General features: G+C 40.3%; 16 protein-coding genes, 14 tRNA genes and 2 rRNA genes (1 of these 32 cut by a window edge). 25 read left to right on the forward strand and 7 right to left on the reverse strand.

Going from position 1 to position 25,550, the window contains the following annotated elements; genetic code table 11:
* The 17 genes from NYE67_RS01110 to NYE67_RS01190 form a co-directional block, all read left to right on the forward strand.
* Window positions 1-1,514: ribosomal RNA gene (locus tag NYE67_RS01110) — 23S ribosomal RNA — on the forward strand (it extends 1,415 nt beyond the left edge of the window).
* A gap of 188 nt (window positions 1,515-1,702) precedes the next feature.
* Window positions 1,703-1,818, forward strand: a 5S ribosomal RNA gene (gene rrf / locus NYE67_RS01115).
* An 11-nt stretch (window positions 1,819-1,829) separates the two neighbouring features.
* Window positions 1,830-1,905: transfer RNA gene (locus NYE67_RS01120), tRNA-Val, on the forward strand.
* A gap of 9 nt (window positions 1,906-1,914) precedes the next feature.
* Window positions 1,915-1,990: transfer RNA gene (locus tag NYE67_RS01125), tRNA-Thr, on the forward strand.
* A 6-nt stretch (window positions 1,991-1,996) separates the two neighbouring features.
* Window positions 1,997-2,072: transfer RNA gene (locus NYE67_RS01130), tRNA-Lys, on the forward strand.
* 52 nt (window positions 2,073-2,124) lie between these two features.
* Window positions 2,125-2,199, forward strand: a tRNA-Gly gene (locus tag NYE67_RS01135).
* Between the two features lie 5 nt (window positions 2,200-2,204).
* Window positions 2,205-2,293: transfer RNA gene (locus NYE67_RS01140), tRNA-Leu, on the forward strand.
* 29 nt (window positions 2,294-2,322) lie between these two features.
* Window positions 2,323-2,399: transfer RNA gene (locus NYE67_RS01145), tRNA-Arg, on the forward strand.
* 23 nt (window positions 2,400-2,422) lie between these two features.
* A tRNA-Pro gene (locus NYE67_RS01150) sits at window positions 2,423-2,499 on the forward strand.
* Window positions 2,500-2,506: 7 nt separating this feature from the next.
* Window positions 2,507-2,582, forward strand: a tRNA-Ala gene (locus NYE67_RS01155).
* 22 nt (window positions 2,583-2,604) lie between these two features.
* Window positions 2,605-2,697 (forward strand) — tRNA-Ser (locus NYE67_RS01160).
* 27 nt (window positions 2,698-2,724) lie between these two features.
* Window positions 2,725-2,800, forward strand: a tRNA-Asp gene (locus NYE67_RS01165).
* Window positions 2,801-2,811: 11 nt separating this feature from the next.
* Window positions 2,812-2,887, forward strand: a tRNA-Phe gene (locus NYE67_RS01170).
* 6 nt (window positions 2,888-2,893) lie between these two features.
* Window positions 2,894-2,970, forward strand: a tRNA-Ile gene (locus tag NYE67_RS01175).
* 9 nt (window positions 2,971-2,979) lie between these two features.
* Window positions 2,980-3,055, forward strand: a tRNA-Asn gene (locus NYE67_RS01180).
* Between the two features lie 2 nt (window positions 3,056-3,057).
* Window positions 3,058-3,129 (forward strand) — tRNA-Glu (locus tag NYE67_RS01185).
* Between the two features lie 335 nt (window positions 3,130-3,464).
* Entirely contained in the window at window positions 3,465-4,451 is a 987-nt protein-coding gene (locus NYE67_RS01190; protein WP_340726699.1) for an MBL fold metallo-hydrolase, read from the forward strand.
* 43 nt (window positions 4,452-4,494) lie between these two features.
* Here the strand turns inward: NYE67_RS01190 and NYE67_RS01195 are convergent, their stop codons facing one another.
* Entirely contained in the window at window positions 4,495-5,562 is a 1,068-nt protein-coding gene (locus NYE67_RS01195; RefSeq protein WP_340728898.1) for an S-layer homology domain-containing protein, read from the reverse strand.
* A 231-nt stretch (window positions 5,563-5,793) separates the two neighbouring features.
* Here NYE67_RS01195 and NYE67_RS01200 point away from each other — a divergent pair, with 231 nt between their 5' ends.
* Window positions 5,794-10,488: an S-layer homology domain-containing protein gene (locus NYE67_RS01200; RefSeq protein ID WP_340728899.1), complete on the forward strand. Its 4,695-nt coding sequence runs from the start codon at window positions 5,794-5,796 to the stop codon at window positions 10,486-10,488.
* A 134-nt stretch (window positions 10,489-10,622) separates the two neighbouring features.
* A complete protein-coding gene (locus NYE67_RS01205; protein ID WP_340728900.1) occupies window positions 10,623-11,552 on the forward strand; it encodes an AEC family transporter in 930 nt (309 codons plus the stop codon).
* Window positions 11,553-11,941: 389 nt separating this feature from the next.
* Here the strand turns inward: NYE67_RS01205 and NYE67_RS01210 are convergent, their stop codons facing one another.
* Window positions 11,942-13,429 (reverse strand): catalase, encoded by a 1,488-nt coding sequence (locus NYE67_RS01210; RefSeq protein WP_340728901.1) that lies wholly within the window; start codon window positions 13,427-13,429, stop codon window positions 11,942-11,944.
* Window positions 13,430-13,761: 332 nt separating this feature from the next.
* Between NYE67_RS01210 and NYE67_RS01215 the strand changes: the two genes are divergently transcribed.
* Together NYE67_RS01215 and NYE67_RS01220 are read left to right on the forward strand one after the other, a co-directional pair.
* Window positions 13,762-15,609 (forward strand): SLC13 family permease, encoded by a 1,848-nt coding sequence (locus tag NYE67_RS01215; RefSeq protein ID WP_340730870.1) that lies wholly within the window; start codon window positions 13,762-13,764, stop codon window positions 15,607-15,609.
* 111 nt (window positions 15,610-15,720) lie between these two features.
* Complete coding sequence (locus NYE67_RS01220; RefSeq protein WP_340728902.1) at window positions 15,721-15,897, forward strand: hypothetical protein; 177 nt, start codon at window positions 15,721-15,723, stop codon at window positions 15,895-15,897.
* A gap of 14 nt (window positions 15,898-15,911) precedes the next feature.
* On the opposite strand, the gene NYE67_RS01225 is transcribed toward NYE67_RS01220, so the two are convergent.
* A complete protein-coding gene (locus tag NYE67_RS01225) occupies window positions 15,912-17,390 on the reverse strand; it encodes a response regulator transcription factor (protein ID WP_340728903.1) in 1,479 nt (492 codons plus the stop codon).
* Window positions 17,391-17,547: 157 nt separating this feature from the next.
* Between NYE67_RS01225 and NYE67_RS01230 the strand changes: the two genes are divergently transcribed.
* Genes NYE67_RS01230 through NYE67_RS01245 form a run of 4 tightly spaced genes read left to right on the forward strand, consistent with a single transcriptional unit; the run spans window position 17,548 to window position 22,814 of the window.
* Window positions 17,548-18,882: a YjiH family protein gene (locus NYE67_RS01230; protein ID WP_340728904.1), complete on the forward strand. Its 1,335-nt coding sequence runs from the start codon at window positions 17,548-17,550 to the stop codon at window positions 18,880-18,882.
* 30 nt (window positions 18,883-18,912) lie between these two features.
* Window positions 18,913-20,574 carry a urocanate hydratase gene (gene hutU, locus NYE67_RS01235; RefSeq protein WP_340728905.1) on the forward strand — a complete coding sequence of 554 codons (1,662 nt, stop codon included), beginning with the start codon at window positions 18,913-18,915 and terminating at the stop codon, window positions 20,572-20,574.
* Between the two features lie 45 nt (window positions 20,575-20,619).
* Window positions 20,620-21,849: an imidazolonepropionase gene (gene hutI, locus NYE67_RS01240; RefSeq protein WP_340730871.1), complete on the forward strand. Its 1,230-nt coding sequence runs from the start codon at window positions 20,620-20,622 to the stop codon at window positions 21,847-21,849.
* Window positions 21,846-22,814, forward strand: a complete 969-nt coding sequence (locus tag NYE67_RS01245) for an agmatinase family protein (protein ID WP_340728906.1) — start codon at window positions 21,846-21,848, stop codon at window positions 22,812-22,814. Before hutI ends, NYE67_RS01245 begins: the two co-directional genes overlap by 4 nt.
* Window positions 22,815-23,032: 218 nt before the next feature.
* Here the strand turns inward: NYE67_RS01245 and NYE67_RS01250 are convergent, their stop codons facing one another.
* From NYE67_RS01250 to NYE67_RS01265, 4 genes are read right to left on the reverse strand one after another with little or no spacing between them, the layout of a single operon-like run.
* Window positions 23,033-23,737 carry an amino acid ABC transporter permease gene (locus NYE67_RS01250; protein ID WP_340728907.1) on the reverse strand — a complete coding sequence of 235 codons (705 nt, stop codon included), beginning with the start codon at window positions 23,735-23,737 and terminating at the stop codon, window positions 23,033-23,035.
* A 10-nt stretch (window positions 23,738-23,747) separates the two neighbouring features.
* A complete protein-coding gene (locus NYE67_RS01255) occupies window positions 23,748-24,446 on the reverse strand; it encodes an amino acid ABC transporter permease (RefSeq protein ID WP_339214791.1) in 699 nt (232 codons plus the stop codon).
* 17 nt (window positions 24,447-24,463) lie between these two features.
* Window positions 24,464-25,273 carry a transporter substrate-binding domain-containing protein gene (locus NYE67_RS01260; protein ID WP_340728908.1) on the reverse strand — a complete coding sequence of 270 codons (810 nt, stop codon included), beginning with the start codon at window positions 25,271-25,273 and terminating at the stop codon, window positions 24,464-24,466.
* Window positions 25,273-25,536 carry a glutaredoxin family protein gene (locus tag NYE67_RS01265; RefSeq protein WP_191705069.1) on the reverse strand — a complete coding sequence of 88 codons (264 nt, stop codon included), beginning with the start codon at window positions 25,534-25,536 and terminating at the stop codon, window positions 25,273-25,275. Before NYE67_RS01265 ends, NYE67_RS01260 begins: the two co-directional genes overlap by 1 nt.
* Between the last annotated feature and the right edge of the window lie 14 nt (window positions 25,537-25,550).

Consider the following 25,550-nt stretch of genomic DNA (forward strand, 5'->3'; position numbering starts at 1 on the left):
AGGCGATGGACAACAGGTTGATATTCCTGTACCACCTCCTCACCGTTTGAGAAATGGGGGGACGCAGTAGGATAGGGTAAGCACGCCGTTGGTTGCGCGTGTTCAAGCAGTAAGGCGTGTATGTAGGCAAATCCGCATACTTTAACGTTGAGCTGTGATGACGAGCTCTTTAGAGCGAAGTTCCTGATTTCACACTGCCAAGAAAAGCCTCTATCGAGGTGAGAGGTGCCCGTACCGCAAACCGACACAGGTAGTCGAGGAGAGAATCCTAAGGTGTGCGAGAGAACTCTCGTTAAGGAACTCGGCAAAATGACCCCGTAACTTCGGGAGAAGGGGTGCTTCTTTGGGTGCATAGCCTAGAGAAGCCGCAGTGAATAGGCCCAGGCGACTGTTTAGCAAAAACACAGGTCTCTGCAAAACCGTAAGGTGACGTATAGGGGCTGACGCCTGCCCGGTGCTGGAAGGTTAAGAGGAGCGGTTAGCGCAAGCGAAGCTGTGAATTGAAGCCCCAGTAAACGGCGGCCGTAACTATAACGGTCCTAAGGTAGCGAAATTCCTTGTCGGGTAAGTTCCGACCCGCACGAAAGGCGTAACGATCTGGGCACTGTCTCAACGAGAGACTCGGTGAAATTATAGTACCTGTGAAGATGCAGGTTACCCGCGACAGGACGGAAAGACCCCGTGGAGCTTTACTGTAGCCTGATATTGAATTTTGGTACAACTTGTACAGGATAGGTAGGAGCCAGAGATCCCGGAGCGCCAGCTTCGGAGGAGGCGTCGGTGGGATACTACCCTGGTTGTATTGAACTTCTAACCCATGCCCCTTAGCGGGGTAGGAGACAGTGTCAGGCGGACAGTTTGACTGGGGCGGTCGCCTCCTAAAGAGTAACGGAGGCGCCCAAAGGTTCCCTCAGAATGGTTGGAAATCATTCGAAGAGTGTAAAGGCATAAGGGAGCTTGACTGCGAGACCTACAAGTCGAGCAGGGTCGAAAGACGGGCTTAGTGATCCGGTGGTTCCGCATGGAAGGGCCATCGCTCAACGGATAAAAGCTACCCCGGGGATAACAGGCTTATCTCCCCCAAGAGTCCACATCGACGGGGAGGTTTGGCACCTCGATGTCGGCTCATCGCATCCTGGGGCTGTAGTCGGTCCCAAGGGTTGGGCTGTTCGCCCATTAAAGCGGTACGCGAGCTGGGTTCAGAACGTCGTGAGACAGTTCGGTCCCTATCCGTCGTGGGCGTAGGAAATTTGAGAGGAGCTGTCCTTAGTACGAGAGGACCGGGATGGACACACCGCTGGTGTACCAGTTGTCTTGCCAAAGGCATCGCTGGGTAGCTATGTGTGGACGGGATAAGTGCTGAAAGCATCTAAGCATGAAGCCCCCCTCAAGATGAGATTTCCCATTACGCAAGTAAGTAAGACCCCTGAAAGACGATCAGGTAGATAGGTTCGAGGTGGAAGTGCGGTGACGCATGCAGCTGACGAATACTAATCGGTCGAGGACTTAACCACATTTTATTGCACAACTCAATGAAACGTTTATCCAGTTTTGAAAGAATGAATATTTTTTCTAAGGGTTTCATAGACACAAGCTAGTCGAGGAAACGACTGAGTGATGGAAGGAGCGTACTTAAGTACGTGACTGAAAGAGCGAGGGAAGTTGACGAAGGATAGCGCCGTGTATTGGAAGCCGAAAATAGTGAAGTGATGATGGCAAAGAGGTCACACCCGTTCCCATACCGAACACGGAAGTTAAGCTCTTTAGCGCCGATGGTAGTTGGGGGCTTCCCCCTGTGAGAGTAGGACGTCGCTTCGCTAAAATAAAATGGAGGATTAGCTCAGCTGGGAGAGCATCTGCCTTACAAGCAGAGGGTCGGCGGTTCGAGCCCGTCATCCTCCACCATTTCTAAATGCCGGTGTAGCTCAGTTGGTAGAGCAACTGACTTGTAATCAGTAGGTCGAGGGTTCGACTCCTTTCGCCGGCACCATTTAGAGAGCCATTAGCTCAGTTGGTAGAGCATCTGACTTTTAATCAGAGGGTCGAAGGTTCGAGTCCTTCATGGCTCACCAGTTTTTAAATAAATTACATATACTGTCAGGATAAAAATATCTTATGCATTTTGCGGAAGTAGTTCAGTGGTAGAACACCACCTTGCCAAGGTGGGGGTCGCGAGTTCGAACCTCGTCTTCCGCTCCAAAAATGCCGGGGTGGCGGAACTGGCAGACGCACAGGACTTAAAATCCTGCGGTGAGTGATCACCGTGCCGGTTCGATTCCGGCCCTCGGCACCAACTCTATTTTTTAATAAAGTAAATAATGCGCGCCCGTAGCTCAATTGGATAGAGCGTCTGACTACGGATCAGAAGGTTGTGGGTTCGACTCCTGCCGGGCGCGCCATATATATTATTTAATGACATATTCGGAATGTAGCTCAGCTTGGTAGAGCACTTGGTTTGGGACCAAGGGGTCGTAGGTTCGAATCCTGTCATTCCGACCATTCTTATGGGGCCTTAGCTCAGCTGGGAGAGCGCCTGCCTTGCACGCAGGAGGTCAGCGGTTCGATCCCGCTAGGCTCCACCATTTATTTTTATAATTTCCCTTTGGAGGTATACCCAAGTCTGGCTGAAGGGATCGGTCTTGAAAACCGACAGGCGGGTAACACCGCGCGGGGGTTCGAATCCCTCTACCTCCTCCATTTTAATATTTTTTACTTAATGATGTTGGTCCCGTGGTGTAGCGGTTAACATGCCTGCCTGTCACGCAGGAGATCGCCGGTTCGATCCCGGTCGGGACCGCCATTTTTTTTTATGGGTTTGTAGCTCAGTTGGTAGAGCATTAGATTGAAGCTCTAAGTGTCGGCGGTTCGATTCCGTCCAAACCCACCATACTATGGGCCTATAGCTCAGCTGGTTAGAGCGCACGCCTGATAAGCGTGAGGTCGATGGTTCGAGTCCATTTAGGCCCACCATAGTATTATTCCGAAGTAGCTCAGTTGGTAGAGCATCCGGCTGTTAACCGGCAGGTCGCAGGTTCGAGTCCTGCCTTCGGAGCCATAGGCCCGTTGGTCAAGTGGTTAAGACACCGCCCTTTCACGGCGGTAACACGGGTTCGAATCCCGTACGGGTCATATATGCACAAGAAAACACATTGCAATTTTGCAATGTGTTTTTTGCATTTATAAAAATGATAGGTTTTCTAGTAGTGTAGAAATACGCTTATACTATAGAATGGTTTTATATTCTAAAAATAAATTTCATTATAAAAAACAATTAATAGATGAAAAAACTTTGCTTAATTCAAACTGGACGTAAAAAATAGTCTTTATTTTCGCCCTAAACTAGTCCTATTATAGAAATAAAATGGGAAATTTTTCTCTTATTTTAGCTTTTTAATAGTTTCAACCCGATAGAAACAGCAGGCACCAATAAGTTACTAACACATTTAAGTGGGGAGAAGATACATATGGATGGAATTATAGAAGCTGGTGGAAAAACAGTATATCCCATAATATTTCCAGTGAATTATAGTAGTATGGTTAGCATTAACTGTTATATATATCAGAATGGAAACGAATATACACTCATAGATGCAGGCATTAAAGGGGAAGAATTTGAACAGTTTTTTTACCAGAAATTAAGTGACTATAGGATTGAAATGAAACAAATTAAACGGATTATACTTACTCATTTTCATGAAGACCATACAGGACTGGTTAATAAGCTTACAAAGGAATACTCGATTCCTGTATATGCCAGTCAAATTGCCATTACACGTTTAAAATGTGAAGGAGAATATTTACAGCAGAAGCTTACTTTTTACCAAGAATTATATAAACAGTATGGGGTAACGGATTTTGCAGTTGAACGGTTGACTAAAATGGAAAACACCCTTCGCAATAAAGAAAAAGTAATGTTGCAGTCAGCTATTCTTCAACTAGAAGAGGGACAGCAAATTGGAGGGCTGCACGTAATAGCTGTTCCAGGGCATTCACCTGATTCTATTGGGTTATGGGATAAAGAAAACGGTTGGCTATTTGCGGGGGATTTCTTATTGGCTTCCGGGATGACAAATGCGTTAATTGATCATGACGAAGCAGGAATTATAATAAATCCGTTAATGCAATATATTGAATCAATTGAAAAAGTAAGGCACTCTTCTATTCAGTATGTTTTTGCTGGGCACGAAGCCGTTTTTCAAAATTTAGATGATGTCATTGAGAACAGTTTAAGTAAGACGGAATATAAACTGCAAAAGCTCGTAAAGAAAATAAGTGAAGGTCATCAAACGGCACAGGCTATTGGGGAAGCAATTTACGGTCCCCGTTTTGCAAAGCACTTTATCTTTATTATCTCTGAAATAATAGGCTTAACATTGCTTGCACAGGAGCGTGGAATAGTTGAACGTCATTGGCAAGAGGAGCAATGGATTTTTCAATTAAAGAAAGATTGATACTAAATGGGAGCGCCAGAAAGAATTTCAGGCTGCTCCCATTTTATTTTTCCATTGTAAGAGTGCCGTTATAATCTGTATCACGTTCACGACCTGCTTCACAATAAAACTCTGTTGTTTTAATGGAGTCATTCAATCCGCGTTCAAATTCAATAACGCAACGTTCTCCCTCAACTGTTTTGGTCATTCTTGCTTTCGTTTCAGAAGTAAGAGTAGCCGTACCTTCAATTGTTCCAGAGGACCAGCCATTAAATGTATAGTAGGTTACGTTAAAATTCTCCTTCGTACTATTTGAAATTGTAAGCACGCGCCCCAGGGAATCTAAATCATCTTTTCCATACGTATAAAAGTACGTATATTCTCCATCCCACGTTTTCTTCGGTTTTTTATTTGTTACAGGAGACCAGTTTCGTCCACTTTGTAACGAACGGTCGAGCATGTCCCTTGCTTCATTAGCCATTTTATATAGGGGAGTTGACCCTATATTAGCATAGCGCTCTTCTGCTACTTGTGAACGATAAAAAAAGTTTTTACTTTGCATTTTGTAGAATAGGGAAACGAGTTGAGCTCGTGTTAAATTATTCGATGCTCCGAAAAAGCGTTGCAAGTTGATTTGCTCATACTTTGGGTTTTGCCCATTCGAAATATCATGGGTGAGCAGAAATTGTATAGACTTATTTAAAGTTGTTTGCCCATCTGCTATATAAGCAATCGCCTGTGCAACAGTTCCACGCTTAACTGCAGCACCACGAATACTATTTTGGAAATAACCATTTAACGGCACCCCATAGGCAGCAAGTGTATTATAATTCTCATCTGATGAAATCTCGTTAGGTGTAAATTTTTGAAGCTCATCTGCCGCGGGCTCTAAATCAAAATAGCTGACTAAAATACTTGCAAACTGCTGCTCAGTTACAGGCTGATTTGGACGGAAGGTACCGTTTGCATAGCCGTTTACTATATTAAAGTCATACGCCCATTTAATTGCATCATACGCGTAATGGTCAGTAGGAACATCTTTAAACACTTGCTTTGCTTCAGTTTGTGATGGGAATGCAAAGCAAATGATAATCCCAGCCATCAATATGAAAGCCTTTAAGAAAAGCTTCATGAAAGGGACCCCCTTTTGTAATTGGATTAATTTGACTGTAGCATGTCTCCACTGGTCGTGCAAATCAATAAAATAAGTCTTCCTACTAAAATAATTACAATTCTCCGTGCCTAATTTCACGCAATTTCTCTTTTTATATAGGTTTATACCTAGTTTTGTTCTAAAATATGGTAGAGCAACCGATATAAATAGTAATGCACATATTTGAACCGAGAAGGAGAAGTGCCATACATGAACCATTCAAAGAAAATTCTAGCGGCTTTAGTAGCAATTCCGGCAAGCGTAGTAGTTGCAGGGGGAGTGCAGGCAGAAGAAATTACATCTACCTTTGAAATAAAGAATGATTTTTTAGGGAATGCGACATATACAAATCAGCCAAGTACGAAATTAAATACGGCTACAACAGAAGCTGAATTAAAAGAAGCTATTTTAAGCGAAATGGCTGAATTTAGGAAGGGCTTTACCGTAACGTTAACAGGTGAAGCAATCGATACATATAAAAATACAGTAGAAGATACATTCAATGTAATCAAAGAGAAGCTTAATAAGCGAGAAAATATCAGGGGAACGGCAATTGATTATTCCGTATTATTTGGTGTATTTAATAATGTCCGAGTGAAGGCGACAGAAACGATGGAAGGTACCACAAAAACTTCTGTGAAACTCGAGTTTTCGTTCAACTATTTTACGAGTAAAGAGGAAGTGGCAGCACTTAAAAGTCATCATACAAAAATTTTAATTCCTACTGGTGCAAATGAAATCGTGAAAGTGAAAGCAGTACATGATTACATCATTACGAATACAACATATAAAGCGTTAAATCATCGCTTATTGCCAAATAACGGCCTCTCTTCGCACGGATATTCGTTATGGGCGTATACATTATTAAAAGAACTTCTTCCAAATAATGAAGTACGTTATGTGCATGGTGTAGCAAACGGAGAGTATCGCTCATGGAATATCGTAAACCTGGATGGTAAATGGTACAGCCTAGATGTGGCCGCAGATGATCCTGATTCTGGTGCTCTAATAAAGTATGAACATTTTTTAACGTACACTCCTTTTGAGAGGAGCATTCGATTCGGCAGTGAAACCTCTATTACGGTAAATGACGAAAAATATAATTATTTTAAAACCATTAATACGCAAGCAATGTCAAAAACTCATATTTACTACGCATCATCAGAAAATAGTGGCGAGTTATATCAATTAGATTTAACGACATTAGAGCCGAAATCTATAGGGCTCGCACAATCGATAGCATTTTCAGGATCAGATCGAATTGTCTACTATGAGCAATCATCCGGTGATGCGGCAACGATTGTCTCAAAATATTTATACTTCATCAATGATAGCCAAGGAAAATATCTATACCGCTATAATTTGTTGACGAAGCCACCGCTAGCGGAGTTACTACTAAAGGAGCCGCTACAATTTATTAAAAAAACGGGTACTACATTAATTTACAAGCCAATTACAGGCGAGGAAAGCTTTGTACCTTTGGATGCCACGGATCAACTGGATAAAGAAAAAGCAGATAAAGTATTTGAAGAAGTGCAGAAGTTAGAAGAAATTGCGGATAAAACAACATCATCTTTTAAAACGAAAGTGATGGAAGTACGCCAAATGTACATGGCTTTAACACCTGCACAAAAAGCACAGGTTCCAAATTATGCGACATTACAGCAGATTGAATCGGATCTTACAAAGGGAAGCGTTTCGTCCAAATATATTATTGATTTAATCAGTCAGTTAGATGAAATGGAAAAAGAATATGTTCAAAAGGTAGAAGCCGCTTACGGTGCTTACAATAGGTACGGAAATGAGCAGGATATATACAACCGTTCCATCTTGCTTGAAGCTGTCCAAAAAATCGAGAAGGCAACACTGTTTAAGAAAAAGTTGGATGAGAAAATAAATAGCCTCCCGCCAAACGGAGAGCCATTTGAAGAAATTGCGGATTTTATTAATTTTATTGAAAATTTATTAACTGAATATGATAGTTACTTGCCGTCTATTCGCAATGAGGTAGGGATTAATGCTAATGCTATAGAACAATATCGTAATAGAGCAGCTCAATTGCGTAATGAGACAAAGATGTTAGTGAATGAAGTAAAAAGCACTAATGAAAATGCACTCGATTTTTTAGTTTCGATGGATTTAATTAAAGCCAAGTATGAGTCCCTGTTAATTAGCCAACTGCATATTATTAACGGTAGTGATAAAACTATCGTAAACAATAAGCTTCAATTAGCGGTAACGATGAAAGAACAAGTTACACGATTTAATAACTTGATGGCTAATGTTCCTACAGGGGGCGCATCGAGTATAGCATTAACTCCCGAGCTTGTAGCACAAATAAAGGAAGCACAAAGCCTATATATTCAAATGAAGCCGGCACAGAAAACGGAGATAGAGGAAAGTGACAAGAGCAATTTATCGGTCATAATGAATCGAATTACCGGTATTGCTACACATCCATTTATAAAAGAATTTGAAAAAACATTACTAGCGTTAAATATAAATGACATGGTGTCTTTGGAAGACTTGAAGGAAAAAGTGGCAAGCGCGGACAGTGCAAATATTGTAGTTGAAAAACTGAAAGAAGAAGGATTCTCCATTACAAAAGATGAACTTATGTCACTCGTATTGGTTGAAGCAAAGACAAGGTTAGAAGCTTATCGAAAACTAAGCGAAAATGCTGGACAGGCGCAAATAGTCAAAGCCGATATGGGGGCTTTAACTAGCGATGCTTCTGTAAGTGATATTGAGGGACTACGTGGGAAATACGAAGCATTAGATCCACAGTTACAGAAGTTTTTCACAGCGGAACTAGCAATCTTGGAAGCACAAGAAAAACGCATTGAAAAAAACAACAACGAGGCAACGGTAAAAGCCATTATGGATGAGATTGCCCAACTAACAGAAGAAACGTCACTTGCGAAAGTAAATGAAGTGAAGGTACGGTTTGATAGTTTAACTCCTGCGCTCCAGCAAGCTGTTGAAAACAAAGATCATTTACTAATTTTATGGACGAAGCTTTCTAACGAAGTAGAAGCCATTCAAAAAGCAATTGATGAAGTAAACAAGGCTATCGAAGCTTTAACAAGTAGGTCATCTAAAGAAGACGTGGAAAAAGTGGTAGCAGCCTACAACAAGCTTAATACTGAACAAAAAGAACAGGTGGAAAATTACGGTAAAGTCGAATTGCTGCTCGAAGCTTTGGAGGCCTTGGAAACCGAATTCGCCAATAAAGCCGCTGCTGATAAGGTAATCGAAATGATTCAAGCATTGCATAATGAATCGACACCAGCTGAAATCAGTGCTGCACGTGCTGCTTATAATAATTTATCCGTAAACGCTAAAAAGCTGATCTCTGAGCGTATGCTCGAAAATCTTGTATATTTTGAAAAGCTATTGGAAACACAAACCGAACAAGCAAAAAAAGAAGCAAAAACCGTAATGGACCGCATTAGTCGTATTGATAATACGCGATACAGTGAAGAGCAAATTAAAAGTGTTCGCATGGCATACATGGCATTGAGCGAACTTGCGAAAACATTTGTAACAAACTTAAACATTTTAATCGATGCAGAAAACTTTGTTATTTACCAAAATACTGTTGTGAAACAGGCAAAACTGGATGCCAATGCATTTGATCTACACATGAATACAATTAATCGCAACTCATCAACGGCTGAAATTGCAAAAGCACGTTCTTTGTATAATAATTTAGCGGCGGTAGCAAAAAGATACGTAACGACATTGGAAAAACTAGTCCGTCTTGAAACAATGTGGAATGACCCGCAATACATTGAACTTGTACACACTTATTATCCAGATTATGTGAATGCAGTAAAACCGGGGGCAATCGTTATCGAAAAGCCAACCTATGACCCGCTTTATATTCCAGATGATTCGCCAAGTACACGACTACCAAGCTCAGTAGCAACATCGACTCCGAAAACGGCTACATGGTCGCCATATGAAACGATGACTTATCAAAACGGTCGGTATACAACACAAATTACAGCTTCTCAAGTAAAAAATATTTCAGACCGTAATATGAGATTAAAAGCAGGAGAAATAGAAATTGTTATTCCAACAACGGAAATTCAATCTTCTACAGCTACAGTGGGGGTTTCGTTAAGCCTGATGAATAATCAGCTCAACATACAATTTACAGAAGGCAATAACCCTAAAACTTTCTCAAGCATAGTAGAAGTTTATGTACCAATCAGTTCGCTAAAGGCAAATGCCGCCCAAGTGATTGAGCGTGTCGTAGCAGGGGGCAAATCTCCTGCATCATTTAAAATTGATGGCGCTAATTTTGTTATCCGTACATCTACAAGTGGTACATTTAAAGCTGTATCAAGCAACATATTTTATACAGATATACAAAATAATGAGCAAGGTCAAGCAATTCGGGAACTTGCTAAGCGCGGCATTACATTCAATACAACCGGACGTCTCGTTCAAAGCTCTAAGCAGGTAAGTAAACTCGACGTATCCATGATGATTGCGACTGCACTGGATTTATCCAGCAATGCACAATCCAAATATTTAGATATTGATAATTCGCAACATTTAAAGCGTGCACAAGGCTTACTGGAAGCTGGCATTATGACTGGTGCAACGTCAAGCCGGTTTGCCCCAAACACGACGGTAACAAAGCAAGAAGCTGCAATTATCATCGCAAACATGTACCGCTATTTAAATCAAGATTTATCAAAGGTGTATAATGAATTAACATCAAACTATCGTGATATAGCAAACTTAACATTGGAAGCACGTCAAAGCATCGCTATTTTAGAGCTGTTCGGTGTAGTGGATGGAACAGGTGCATTCAATCCAACCCAAACACTTTCACGCGGGGAATTTGCCGAGCTATTTTATAAAGCATTAAGCGCGATTGATTACTTATAAAAAAGAAACGTCTCTAATTTATTCAGTTAAATTAGGGACGTTTTTTATAGGAGTTTAATTGCGTCTTGACCTATCCTCATAAAAATAAGCTATAATAAAATACTAAAGTAACTAGACGTAGAAGGAGTGCTCTCATGGTCTATTTATCAATGATTTTCTTCAAGATTGTGGCACCTATTTTAGTATTGCTCGTTATCGGAGCTATCTTACAGCGCAAATTTCAATTTAACTTAAAAGCATTATCGCATCTTATTACATACTGCTTCATGCCCGCAGCCGTTTTCATTAATATATATGAAACCTCTATTGAAATGAGTGTCCTCGGGCAAATTACAATTTTCATTATTTTATTTATCGGCTCTCAAATGTTACTAAGTCAGCTACTGGCAAAGCTATTGAAACTTGATAAAAAGGAGTCAGCTGTTTTCAAAAATAGTGTAGTCCTTATTAACTCAGGCAACTACGGTATTCCGGTTGCCCAGATGATTTTTGCGACACAGCCAATCGGTGTAGCAATACAAGTTATTCTTGTTATTTTTCAAAATATGACGACGTATACTTACGGACTGTATAATTTAATCTCTTCCACTAAGTCAGGCTTGGCAATTGTACGGGACTTTTTGAAAATGCCCATAGTACATGCACTTATACTAGGTGCTGCATTGAATTATTTTAGTGTACCAATCCCAGAGACGTTTAGCATTCCGCTCGAACATATTGCGGACGGCTTTGTAGCAGTGGCCCTCATTACACTAGGGGCACAGCTTTCAACGATTGAAATGCGTACAATGTTCAATAAAACAATTTTTGTCAGCTGCTTCACAAGGTTAGTCATAGGCCCAGCCGTGGCATTGCTCATTATTTTTGCATTAGGCTTAGACGGAGTTGTTGCACAGTCACTCTTTATCGCCAGTGCATTTCCGACATCCCGAAACAGTTCCAGCTTAGCACTGGAGTATGATATTGAGTCGGCCACGGCTGCCCAGACAGTGCTGTTTTCCACAATCATAAGTTGTTTAACGGTAACCGTTGTTATTTATATATCAACAATTTTATTTGTATAACATTGTCCATGGAAAGAGATTTCTTTTCATGGATTTTTTTTATGCGTTGTGCAGGGGATGGATGTTCTAAAATGTGACCGGAATATTCTAATAAAATGAAAGAAGTGCTAATAAAATTATGACTTTCTAATATATCATTCAAGTCTTCTAAAATGAATGCCTAAGGTGCTAATATCCCCGTCGGAAGTGCTAAAATCACCCTCAAAGCTTCTAATAAATCAAAAAAACTTCTAATAACTAAAGCATCACAAAAAACCGCAAGCATCCTATTAAGATACTTGCGGCTGTAAGCGATTATAGTTTGGATATCAATAACGCTCTAATCTAGTAAACACTAAATCAATGAAAAGCTTAGAACTTAACAGTCTGAGCAATCGTTAAATTCATAATTAGCTATGAGCATGCATAACGTATGGGTTTGAAAGGTCCATACCGTCTAAAGAAAGACCCATTGCCTTCGCTACACCTTCACCGTAAGCTGGATCAGCTAAGTAGCAGTGTAAAATGTGACGACGTTTGATGAATTCTTCAACACCGTTCATTTCAGCAGCAGTTGTTTCGAATAGACGTTGTTGTTGTTCCGGCGTTTGAAGACGGAATAATTTACCTGGTTGCTCGAAGTAGTTGTTGTCATCTTCACGGAAGTCGTAGATGTCAGCTGGACCATCAAGAGCTAATGCAGGATCTTTGTATTGCGATTGACCTTGTAATGCACCATAGCTATTTGGATAGTAAGTAATAGCTGCACCACGGTTTCCATCAGCACGACCTACGCCATCGCGGTGGTAAACCATGAATGGACATTTTGGTGTGTTTACTGGAATTTGGTGATGGTTAACGCCTAAACGGTAACGAGTTGCATCTTGGTATGCGAATAAACGCGCTTGTAACATACGGTCTGGTGAGAATGAAATACCAGGTACTACGTTTGATGGAGCGAATGCTGCTTGCTCAACATCAGCGAAGTAGTTTTCCGGGTTACGGTTTAATTCGAATTCTCCAACTTCAATAAGTGGGTACTCAGATTTGTACCAAACTTTTGTTAAGTCGAATGGGTTGTCCTTAGAGTTACGTGCTTGCTCTTCAGTCATCACTTGGATGTACATTTTCCATTTCGGGAAATCGCCTTTTTCGATTGACTCGAATAGGTCACGTTGTGAAGATTCACGGTCTTTACCGATAATTTCAGCAGCTTCTGCACCTGTTAAGTTTTCGATACCTTGTTGAGAACGGAAGTGGAATTTCACGTATACGCGTTCACCAGCATCGTTAATCATTGAGTAAGTATGAGAACCGAATCCGTGCATTTTGCGGTAACCGTTTGGAATACCACGGTCAGACATTACGATTGTTACTTGGTGTAATGCTTCTGGTAATGAAGTCCAGAAATCCCAGTTAGAGTTACCGTTGTGCATGTTTGTTTTTGGATCACGCTTAACAACGTGGTTTAAATCCGGGAAATGTAATGGATCACGGAAGAAGAATACAGGCGTGTTGTTACCAACCATATCCCAGTTACCTTCTTCAGTGTAGAATTTTAATGCAAAACCGCGAATATCACGTTCAGCATCAGCCGCACCACGCTCACCTGCTACAGTTGAGAAACGTGCGAACATTTCTGTTTTCTTACCAACTTCAGAGAAAATTTTTGCTTTTGTATATTTTGTGATGTCATGAGTTACAGTGAATGTACCGAATGCACCAGAACCTTTTGCGTGCATACGACGCTCAGGAATTACTTCACGGTTAAAGTTTGCTAATTTCTCAATTAGAAATACGTCTTGTAATAAAATTGGACCACGACGACCAGCTGTTTGTGAATCATCGTTAGATACTACTGGAGCACCAGTAATTGTTGTTAAACGTTCGTTTGTCATGTGTAGTTCCCCCTAAAATGAATTTGAAAACTGCTTCTTTTATAATATAACAAATGTAAATCATAATTTCTACTAGATTATAATAATTCTTTTTAAGGAATCTTTATATTAAAATATTAATTATCTATAAGAAGGTGCAGAGCCACTTTATTTGAAAATTCACACTATAAATCTATACTTAAATTATAACGTACTTATAGAAAAAAATGACAAATATTGCATCATAATTCTCGTCAATATTGGCGTGATTTCACTTTAATGACAAAATTGAGGGTGGTCATTAGTTTTTTTCTTATATAATGGGTGATAGTACAATTGGAAAGGAAAAGGTCATGCAACTCACGTTAACATTTATTATTTTGGCAGTTACAATCCTTTTATTTACGACAAATAGAATTCGTGCGGATCTAGTAGCAATGATGGCGCTATTGTCATTTGTTATTTTAAATATTTTAACTCCGGCTGAAGCACTTGCAGGGTTTTCAAATTCTGTAGTAATTATGATTGCAGGACTATTTGTTGTAGGGGCAGGGATTTTAAGAACGGGTCTTGCAGGAATGGCGGGGAACCTTCTATTGAAATGGTCCGGTGATAGTGAGCTTCGTCTCTTTATATTGTTGCTCGTCATTGTAGCAATTGTAGGAGCATTTATGAGTAATACAGGTACAGTGGCACTCATGCTACCAATTGTCGTATCGATTGCGATTAGCATCAAGGTGAGTCCATCGAAGTTTTTAATGCCACTTTCCTATATAGCAAGTATGTCAGGGCTAATGACGCTTATTGCTTCGCCGACCAATTTAATAGCTTCCCAAACACTTGTGGACCACGGATTTGAAAAGCTAGGCTTCTTCACAATTACACCAATTGGCATTATCGCGACAATTACCGTTATTGTTTATTTAGTTCTCGTTCGCAATAGATTGCTGCCAAATGAAAATAACCGTTCGCAATCAAGTGCAGGGTATAAATTATCTCCACAGAAAATTGCTCACGAATATGATCTACATGATAAATTATTCCGGGTCGTAGTAAGCGAACAGTCGACAATTTTGGAACAAAAGCTAATCGATTTAAAGCTACCTGCAACGTACCATATTTACATTATGAAAATTAAGCGCGGTGCTGTACAAGAAGGCATTAATTTACGCCCGATGACTTATCAAGAGCTAGCGGGTCCGACAAGCGTAATACATGCTGGCGATGAGCTATATGTACAAGGTATGGCGGATGATGTTGGACGTTTTGCTCATGATTTTGCATTAACTATCCAGCCTATCGAAGACAATGCTGAAGATCTCGTTTCAAAAAAAATAGGAGTAGCCGAAGTTTTATTGACGCCGCAATCTCGTTTAATCGGGGAAACAGTAAGTAAAATCGGTTTCCGTGAAAAGTATAATTTAAATATTTTAGGTATTAATCGGAAGGGTGACTACTTACTTAACAATATGGCGGATCAAAAGCTGCGGTTCGGGGACGCGATTTTAGTGCAGGGGACTTGGGATGAAATTGAGCTCCTATCCCGAGAAACGCATGATGTTGTTATAGTTGGGCAGCCACGTGAGCAGGCAGGAGCAATTGCCGCAAACGGAAAGGCACCGATTGCCGGTATCATCATGCTGCTGATGATCGGATTGATGGTGTTTGAAGTGTTTGACGCGGTAATTGCTGTATTAATCGGGGCCGTTCTTATGATTATTACAGGTTGTCTGCGTAATATGGATGATGCTTACAGTAAAATGAACTTCGAAAGTATTGTGCTCGTAGCGGCAATGCTTCCGATGGCGACAGCACTTGAGAAAACAGGCGGAATGACGATTCTTGCAGAAGGAATTATCAGTGTGCTAGGTGATTTCGGACCATATGGTGTATTGATGGGGATTTATTTACTGACAGTTGTTTTCGGACAATTTGTTAGTAATACAGCAACAGCGGTACTGTTTTCGCCGATTGCCATCACTGCAGCACTTGCTATGGATGCGAACCCGTATACATTTATGATTGGGGTAGCAACTGCTGCTAGTATGGCGTTTGCGACACCGATTGCATCTCCGACAAACTCGCTTGTATTAACAGCGGGTGGCTATAAATTCATGGATTTCGTCAAAATCGGTGTCCCGTTACAGGTCATCATGTTTATCATCATGATGATTGCGGTACCGTTGCTGTTTCCGTTTTAGGAGGAAATCAGACCGTATAACAGCATATTGCACCCAATTGATGGCAACATAACAATTGGGTGTTTTTTAATTAATATAAGAAATAAGTGTTAAAGGAAAGGAGAGCTGAATTTGAGCGAATTGCTTTTATCGAAAAAATTTATTCCAGTTTATTTTCTCGTAGGGATATTAGCTGCTATATTATTTAAAACTATTGGTTTAACGGGGTTTGAAATATTCGGTTTAACATTTTTATGTTTTTTAGTAGGGATATTATCTTTAGTACAAAACTTCATATTAAAAAAATGAGAATGGGATCAGCGCTATTGCTGATCTCTTTTTGTCCCATCCGTTTTCCTCACCTGCACCCGATAACGGTAGGGGGTTAACTGATAGTATTCCCGAAATACTTTTGTGAAGTAATTGCTGTCCGTAAAGCCGACCATTTCTGCAACTGTTCCGATCTCCACGTTAGTCTCTATTAATAATTTTTCAGCCTGTTGGATTCGGTGCTGCTGCATAAACTTTCGAAATGGTATACCTCGTTTTTTGGAGAATATATTGCTTAAGTAGTTGGCACTTATATTTAACTCATTTGCAACCACTTGTAGAGTGAGTTCAGGGTTTCTATAGTCACGTTCAATCATTTCAATGGCAATTTCCGTATAATCCGCAATCTGTTGCTGCTGCATATTTTTTCGTGCCTCGATTAATAGCTGTGTAAATAAAATAAATTCCTGTACAATCGCATATAAAATCGGATGTTCTAAAATAAAATGGAACAGCGCACGATATTGTTCTTCTAATTTTGCCTGCTGTTGAAGGTGGTACTTCAGCATGAACCGGCGAATTTGCGCTAAAATACTCGTTAAATGAATGCGGACATCATCCTGGTGATAATAGGATGAAGGATGTGTGAGTTTATATAAAAAAGTTTTGATCGCTTTCACATCCCCATTTTCAAGACTAGTAATCCATAGATACTGTTCCTCTGGTGTAAGAAGTGGCTCAAGCCTTTTCACATAAAGTGTTTGCGAGCTTCTGAAAACATGCGAGTACCCTTTATAAAATCGTTGGGCTAATGTTTTTTTACATGCCTGGTACATTGTTAAAAGGGTTGTTTCGTCACCATCATAAACAGCAATATTCAGCTCATCTCCACTGAATTTCTCCCACTCCTGGCTCATAATTCTTAGTTGCTTCAATAGCATAGCAAAATCATCCGTTTCAGTAATGCAAATAACCCTCTTTTGTAAAGGAAGGGCAGTAAGATTCTGAAAAATAGGCAATTCAATCAGCCACTCGTAAAGCATTAAATTGTGGTCATAGTCGGCACACTCGATTAAAAAGAACCCTCGCCCCTTTAACGGGAAAATATCCGGCTTATTTAAATATAAATCCGAATACAATGGTGTCTCGATTGGAAGGGGACTGTCCGTAACTGCCGTTTGCCTTGGTAAAGAAACTTGCAGAAGGGTAGACTTTAGCTGCTCCAATGGAATTGGCTTCACAAAGAGATCAAGGGCCTTTAAGCGGATGGCTTTCATTGCTTGCTGAAAAATAGGCTCAGCTGTGACACCGATAATAGGAATCGACTGTTTACGCAAAAACTGCTCAACAGAAAATGAAGCCAGCTCCATTTCGAGTAAAAGTACATCTGGCTGGATTCGCTGAAAATCCGCCATTATTTTACTGCTATCCATCATTCGAATTACTTCAATATCACTCATAAAATAGTTTTTTAAATACCATTCAATCCCTTTAATTTCTTCCAAATCCCGCTCTACAATTAAAATTTTCACTGAAGAATCACCTCACTTAAATTCTATTTCTTATAAAAACTCTATTTTTAAGTTAGATTAATTTTATTTTATTTAAATTTTACTATAATGTAGTTTTTTATTCTATTTATTCAGAATATAAAGAGATTTATAGTTTGTATAACAAAGGGGTGGTGAAATGACAAAGTATCAACAAGAGCAAGACATACCTAAAGCGAATCAATTCGAAATTGGCATTTTTGTGAAAATGATTATTTGCAGTTTAATCGGTATTTTTAGCTTTTTCGTGTCATTTGAATGGAATGGGAAAAAATCGATATTAGTCGACCACGTAGTTAGCGCGTTCACTGCATATGCTCCTTCACTCGTAAATGGATATGTGTTAATCCTTTTAGTGCTTGGCGCCTTTTATCCATTTGTAACGAAAAAGTGGAAAACATCAAAAGTGAATATGGTGTTATCGATTTTTAAAATAGGCGGGTTAGTTGCAGGTGTCATGCTTATTTTTGGGTTTGGTCCGGCATGGTTATTTAATCCGGATATCGGTCCATTTTTATTAGAAAAACTAATTAAGCCAGTTGGGTTAGTCATTCCGATTGGATCTATTTTTTTAGCATTACTTGTTTGCTATGGCTTGCTTGAATTTATAGGGGTATTCATGCAACCAATCATGAAGCCTGTTTTTAAAACACCTGGTAGATCAGCGGTTGATGCGGTAGCTTCGTTTGTTGGTAGCTATTCAGTTGGCTTAATATTGACGAATCGTGTGTATAAAGAAGGTAAGTATACAGCAAGAGAATCAGCGATCATTGCAACAGGGTTCTCAACGGTATCCGCTACATTTATGGTAATAGTGGCAAAAACGTTGGATTTAATGGAATATTGGAACTTATTTTTCTGGGTGACATTAGTTGTGACATTCGTTGTAACGGCAATTACAGCCCGTATTTATCCATTAAATAAGATTAAAGATGAGTATTACGAAGGTTCTACACCTCAGCCTGAAAAAATCGTAAAGAAGGATCGTCTTCAAGTGGCATGGATCGAAGCGGTTGAAGCTACAAAGCAAAACCCTTCGTTACCTAAAAATTTATATATCCACTTAAAGGAAGGCTTTATCATGGCAATGGGTGTCATACCATCGATTTTATCAATTGGTTTATTAGGTATGGTACTGGCGATTTATACACCGTTATTTGACTGGCTGGCATACATCTTTGCACCATTTACGTATTTACTACAAATTCCGGATCCGATGCTGACGGCAAAAGCACTGTCATTATCGATTGCTGAAATGTTTTTACCGGCAATGATTGTTACAGAAGCTGCAATGATAACGAAATTTATTGTAGCAGTTGTATCGATTTCGGCTATTTTATTCTTCTCAGCGGTAATTCCGGTTATTTTATCGACAGACATTCCGCTAACAATTCGCCAAATGATCATTATTTGGTTTGAGCGAGTTGTATTAACGCTAATTTTAGTAACACCAATAGCATTTTTCTTCTTCTAAATAATATTAAAAATAAAGGGAGCGATTTTTATGGTATTCAAAACAAATATTCGTGCACCACGTGGCTCGGAACTTTCATGTAAAGGGTGGATACAAGAAGCGGCAATGCGCATGCTAATGAACAATTTAGATCCTGAAGTAGCAGAAAATCCGGATGAGCTTGTAGTATACGGAGGCATCGGAAAGGCTGCGCGTGATTGGGAAAGCTACGATAAACTAATTGCGACTTTAAAAGAACTGGAAAATGACGAGACGATGATTGTACAGTCAGGTAAACCGGTTGCCGTTTTCAAAACACATGAAAATGCACCGCGCGTACTGATTGCGAACTCCAACTTAGTGCCTGGATGGGCAAATTGGGATCACTTCTATGAATTAGAAGAACGCAATTTAATGATGTATGGACAGATGACAGCGGGGTCTTGGATTTATATCGGGGCACAAGGAATTTTACAAGGAACGTACTTAAGTTTTGTTGAAGCGGGAAAAAAGAAGTTTGGAACAGCCGACCTTCGTGGTAAGTGGATATTAACTGGAGGTATGGGCGGCATGAGTGGTGCCCAGCCACTAGCAGGAAAAATGGCGGGTGCAGTCATTTTAGTTGTCGAAGTAGACCGCGCACGTATCGAACGCAAAATAAATGAAGGCTACTGTGATTATCTTGTCGAGTCAGTGGATGAGGCAATGGAGCTAGTGAACAAATTAACTGCTGCAAACGAGCCTGCATCAATTGGTTTAGTAGGAAACTGTGCGGACGTGAACCGTGAATTATTAAATCGTGGAATCATTCCGGACTTTGTGACAGATCAAACGTCTGCGCATGATCCGGTAAATGGCTATGTTCCAAATGGCATGACTTTAGCTGAAGCACTCGATTTACGTAAAAGGGACGTCAAAGCATATGAGCGCCGTGCAAAGGAAACGATGGCAGAACATGTACGAACAATGCTTGAATTCCAGCAGGCAGGTGCAGAGACATTCGACTATGGCAATAATATCCGTGCTTATGCAAAGGAAATGGGTGTAGAAAATGCATTTGATTTCCCAGGATTTGTACCGGCATATATTCGCCCACTGTTTTGCGAAGGAAAAGGACCATTCCGCTGGGCAGCACTTTCAGGCGACCCGGAGGATATTTATAAAACAGATGCATTGGCAAAGGAAATGTTCGCAGAAGATGCAGCATTAGTAAACTGGATTGATATGGCGCAAAAAATGGTGAAATGGCAAGGCTTACCGGCACGAATTTGCTGGTTAGGCTATGGAGACCGCCACCGCTTTGCATTACGCGTTAACGAAATGGTTGCCAATGGTGAATTAAAAGCACCGATCGTATTTGGCCGTGACCATTTAGATTCAGGCTCTGTCGCATCACCAAACCGCGAAACAGAAGGGATGAAGGACGGATCTGATGCCGTATCAGACTGGCCACTGCTAAATGCATTAGTCAATACAGCAGGCGGTGCAAGTTGGGTAAGCTTACATCATGGTGGTGGTGTAGGTATGGGCTATTCACAGCATTCAGGGCAAGTATTAGTAGCAGACGGAACACAGCTTGCAGCAGATAAAATTAACCGCGTGCTTATTTCAGACCCGGGAATGGGTGTTGTACGTCATGCCGATGCAGGGTATGACATTGCAATTAACACAGCAAAAGAAAAAGGTATTAACATGCCGATGCTAAAAGGATGATGAACTTTGGCTATTTTAATTAACAATGCAAATGAAGTATTAACAATGGCGAGCGAAGTCAAGTTACCTCGCCGCCGTGAACAGATGAGCGAGTTAGGTTTAAAAAAAGAAGTGAGCATTCTAATTGAGGACGATCGTATTGCGATGATTGCCCCTCTTGAAGAAATTAAGAACGAGTTTCCGCATTTAGTGAATAATGCGGATGTCATTGATGCGCGCGGCAAAATTGTCATGCCCGGCTTTGTTGATTGCCATACGCATTTAGTGCATGGCGGAACAAGGGAGCATGAACTCAATATGCGCCTTGCCGGCAAGTCCTATATGGACATTATGAATGCCGGGGGCGGTATTCATTACACAACAACAAAAACGCGGGAAGCATCTTTTGATGAACTATATGAGAAAACGTACCAGCATTTAAATGATTTTTTACGTTATGGTATTACGACTGTGGAAGCAAAATCAGGCTACGGTCTAGACTTGGAAACTGAACTGAAGCAGCTGTATGTAGTGAAAAAATTACAGGAAGAGCATGAAGTAGATGTTATTTCAACATTTATGGGTGCACATGCCGTTCCAAAAGAATATAAAGGCAAAGAGGATGAATTTGTAAAAATTATTATTGAGCAAATGATTCCGAAAGTGGCGGAGCTTGGACTTGCTGAATTTAATGATGTATTTTGCGAGAAAGGTGTATTCACGCCAGCACAGTCTCGTCTGATTTTAGAGGCAGGAAAAGCTTATGGGCTGACACCAAAAATTCACGCAGATGAAATCGAACCATATGAAGGAGCAGAGCTTGCTGCAGAAGTAGACGCCATTTCAGCGGAACATTTACTTGTTGCATCTGATGAAGGAATTGAAGCAATGGCAAAGGCAGGAACAATCGCAGTACTATTGCCGGGAACAGCCTTTTTCTTACGTGCACCTTATGCAAGAGGGCGCCTAATGGTAGACAGAGGAGTCCCGGTAGCAATTTCCACAGACTTTAACCCAGGTTCGTCGCCGACCATTAGTCTGCCATTTATTCAGAACCTGGCATGCATGAATATGGGAATGACGATGGAAGAAGTGCTCTGCGCGACGACTATTAACGCAGCCCATGCGATTAATCGAGCAGATAGTGTAGGGACGCTTGAAAAAGGAAAACAGGCGGATGTCCTGATTTTAGACGTACCGAACTATAAGCAGCTTCAATATTTCTATGGTATGAATCATACGGATACCGTTATTAAAGCAGGAAAAGTCGTGGTGAAAGGTGGCAGCTTGCTGTGAATTCGTTATTAGTAAGCCCAGCGACTACTTGGAACCGTATCGAGCATGAAGATATGAAGGTCAAGGACTGGATCGAACCAAGCTATGGGGTATGTTCAGATGACTTTGATGTAGTCATAACTGGTGTTCCTTTATCCCGTTCTTCGATTAGTGCTTCAGCAGCTTCGGAGTATCCGGAGTATTTCCGTAAAAGCTGGAATTATTTTACGACGTATTCTATTGATGAAAACGTTGATTTCCGAGCGCTCCGTGTTGCGGACTTAGGGGATGTAAAATTGCATGGGACAAATATCTTGCAGTGTCATGAAAATATTGAACAGGCAATGACAGATGTACTGAAAGGAAGTCCTAATAGTTTTTACGTACAAATCGGTGGCGATCACTCGATTTCAGCACCGATTGTCCGAGCGTTTGCAAAGCATTCGGGGAAGCGTGTTGGCATTTTGCAATTTGATACACATCTTGACTTGCGTGCAACCGATTCGGATGGGCCGACAAATGGTACACCGATCCGCCAGCTGCTTGATGCGGGTGTTGTGCGTGGTGAGGATGTTTACAATATCGGATTACACGGCTTTTACAATGCCCCAAGCCTAATTCGTGCTGCTAATCATTACGGTGTAAACCGCATTACATTAAAGGAATTCCGGCGTCAAGGCGCGGCTACGGTCATAAAGGATGTCATGCAGCAACTTGCTGAAAAAGTGGATCTAGTTTACGTGACAGTCGATATGGACGTACTCGATATTGCATACGCACCTGGAGTACCTGCTTCAACACCAGGCGGAATGCGCACAGATGAGCTTTTTGATTTGCTGCATGAGGTAGGGAAGTACGAGATCGTCCGCGGTATGGACTTTGTCTGTTTAGATCCGCATCGGGATACAAGCGAGCTACAGACAGTAAAAGCTGGGGCATATGCATTTTTAACGATGATGGTATCAAGGTTTGTGCATTTGAGATGATGGACTGAATTTCCTCTCATAGTTGGGCGGAAATTCGGTCTTTTTGTATTGGGTGAGCCGGAGCGGTTTTGGTTTTCTAATAAGTGTAATGAAGTTTCTAAAAAACCTCTAAAATCTTCTAATATCGGTGCTCGGACTTCTAAAAAGTGCTCTGCAACTTCTAATATCCACAGAAAATTTTCTAATAAAAAAAGCGTCCAAAATTGGAACGCTTCAATTCATGTATTTTGTATAACGCCACTTCGGATATGCTTTGTCACTTTTTTCTCAATTTTTGCTGAAATAACTTCGATTAAAATCGAAATCACCCAATAAATAACCGCCGCCGCGATAAAGGCTTCTAAAAATTTCAAATTACTCGCCGCAATAATATTGGCTGTACCTGTAATTTCAGTCACGGAAATTAAAAAAGCAATCGATGTGGCATGTAAAAAGGCAGTGCTAATATTTGTTAAATTAGGGATCGCCGCAACAAGCGCTTGCGGGAAAATGATGCGTCTAAATACTTGGCTCATCGTCATGCCAATCGAATGGGCCGCTTCAACCTGACCTTTTGAAACACTTAAAATACCGCTACGAATAATTTCCGATAAAAAGGCACCTGCGTTTAAAGTGAGTGCGATTAGAACGAAAACATAGAGAGGGATGCCATTTAGGGAAATGTTGAGCACTTCCTGGGCCAAATTTGTAAATCCGAAATAAATAATGAAAATATGCATAATCACTGGAGTCCCACGGTAAAAGGAGACATAAAAGTTTGCACATGCTTTTAAAATTTTTAAATCACTCATTCGAATAAAGGCAACGATTAGGCCAATTACAAACCCTAAAATGATCGGGGTGAAGGCTAAAAACAACGTAAAAGGAATGACTTTGCTCAATTCTTTTAGCGCATACATAATAAAATTGAAATCCAGCTGCATCGTATTCCCCCTATATAGCCTCTTTTACAAGATAGCGATTTAAATAACGTTCAATAAATTTATAGCCATACTCAAGCAGCAACACAATAACATAATAAATAATAGCGAGTGCTACATATACTTCGAGTGCATTCATCGTAGCTGTAATGAGTGTATCGCCTCGTCCCATCATATCCATAACGCCGATTGAAAAGGCGAGGGACGTATCTTTTAACGAGCTAATAGAAGTACTCGCGATATTCGGGAAAGCGACGCGTAATGCTTGAGGAAACACAATACGCGAGAAAGTTTGCCAACCTGTCATCCCAATGGATTGAGCCGCCTCCGCTTGCCCATAATCAACGGATTGAATTGCTGCCCGGAATATTTCTGCAAAAGCCGCTGCATTGCTAAGTGTGTATGTAATAACGACAAAGATAAAAGCATCCATTCGTGTAATATCAATTCCAATCATGCCGACGAGAACTGGTAATCCATAAAAGATTAAAAATAGTTGAATTAAAATTGGTGTCCCACGAATAAATGAAATATAAAGTGTAGCGATTTGTTTAAGAACAGGGATTTTATAAAGGCGTGGAACGGCAATGATGATGCCCAGAATAAGCCCAAAGAAAATCGATAGCACTAATATTTCGATTGTTATGTGTAAAAAGCTTAGCAGTTTTGGAATGGCTTCAAATACATAGCCGATATCGAAAAAGTCCGACATTCATCATTACCTCCTTTTTATAGTTCCACTGAGAAATCAGCACCAAGCCATTTTTCACTTAATTCCTTAACAGTTCCATCGTCAATCAACTCGACTAATACTTCATCGATATCTGCAGCTAATTGTTCATCTTGCTTATTTAGCATGAAGAAGATTTCCGAGAAAATTAACGGCTCACCAACCAATTTTAATTGTGCATCCGATTCACGGTTAAAGATTTCTACTGAGAATGGGAACTGGAAAATTGCCTGAATACGATCTGTTTTTAATTGATTTAATATATCCGGAGTTGAAGTAATATACGTTAGCTTAGTATCCATGTTATTTTTCTCTACGTAATCTTCAACAAAGAGTGCCGCATTACTTGTTGGTGCAAGACCAACTGTTTTCCCATTTAAATCATCAATTGATTGAATGTCAGTATTTTTTTCATTAACAACGACATGAGTAGGTACTGCATTATATGGCTGTGAATTGAATAGGAACTTTTCCTCACGTTCAGGGTTTTTGGCCATATTATGTGCGATTATATCAATTTTCTTCGTCTCTAAACTAAGAAGTAAATTCGAGAAATCCATTACCTCAAAATCAAATTCATATTGTGGCAGGCGCTGATCGATTTCCTTTAACAATTCGATATCATAACCCGTTAAATTGCCATCCTCATCATAAAAACAAATATTAATAAACTGTGACCCAGTACCAATAACAACCTTTTTCGCATCATCTTTGTTATTTGCATTCGTTGAAGCCACATCCGAATCACTGCCACATGCTGATAGTAATGCTCCGGCCAATAAAATGGCTGATAGTAATCGTTTTTTCATTATGCTTTCACCTCTTCATATGCTTTTAATGCTTTTTCTAAATGCTCAATTCCAAGCTCTGTAACCCCTACATATGAATTATCCTGACCGATTTCAACTACCGGTACATAGCGAATACCATATTTAATATCTAAAATATCGCGGTAGGAATCATTATTTGTCACATCGACTACGCGATAGTCAATTTGATTTTGCTGTAAATACGTTTTTACTTCCTCACAATAAGAACAACCATCTTTAGACCAAACAATTACTTGTGTCATTTCTTTTTCCTCCT

Source organism: Solibacillus sp. FSL W8-0474 (assembly GCF_038004065.1).
Classification (GTDB): domain Bacteria; phylum Bacillota; class Bacilli; order Bacillales_A; family Planococcaceae; genus Solibacillus; species Solibacillus faecavium.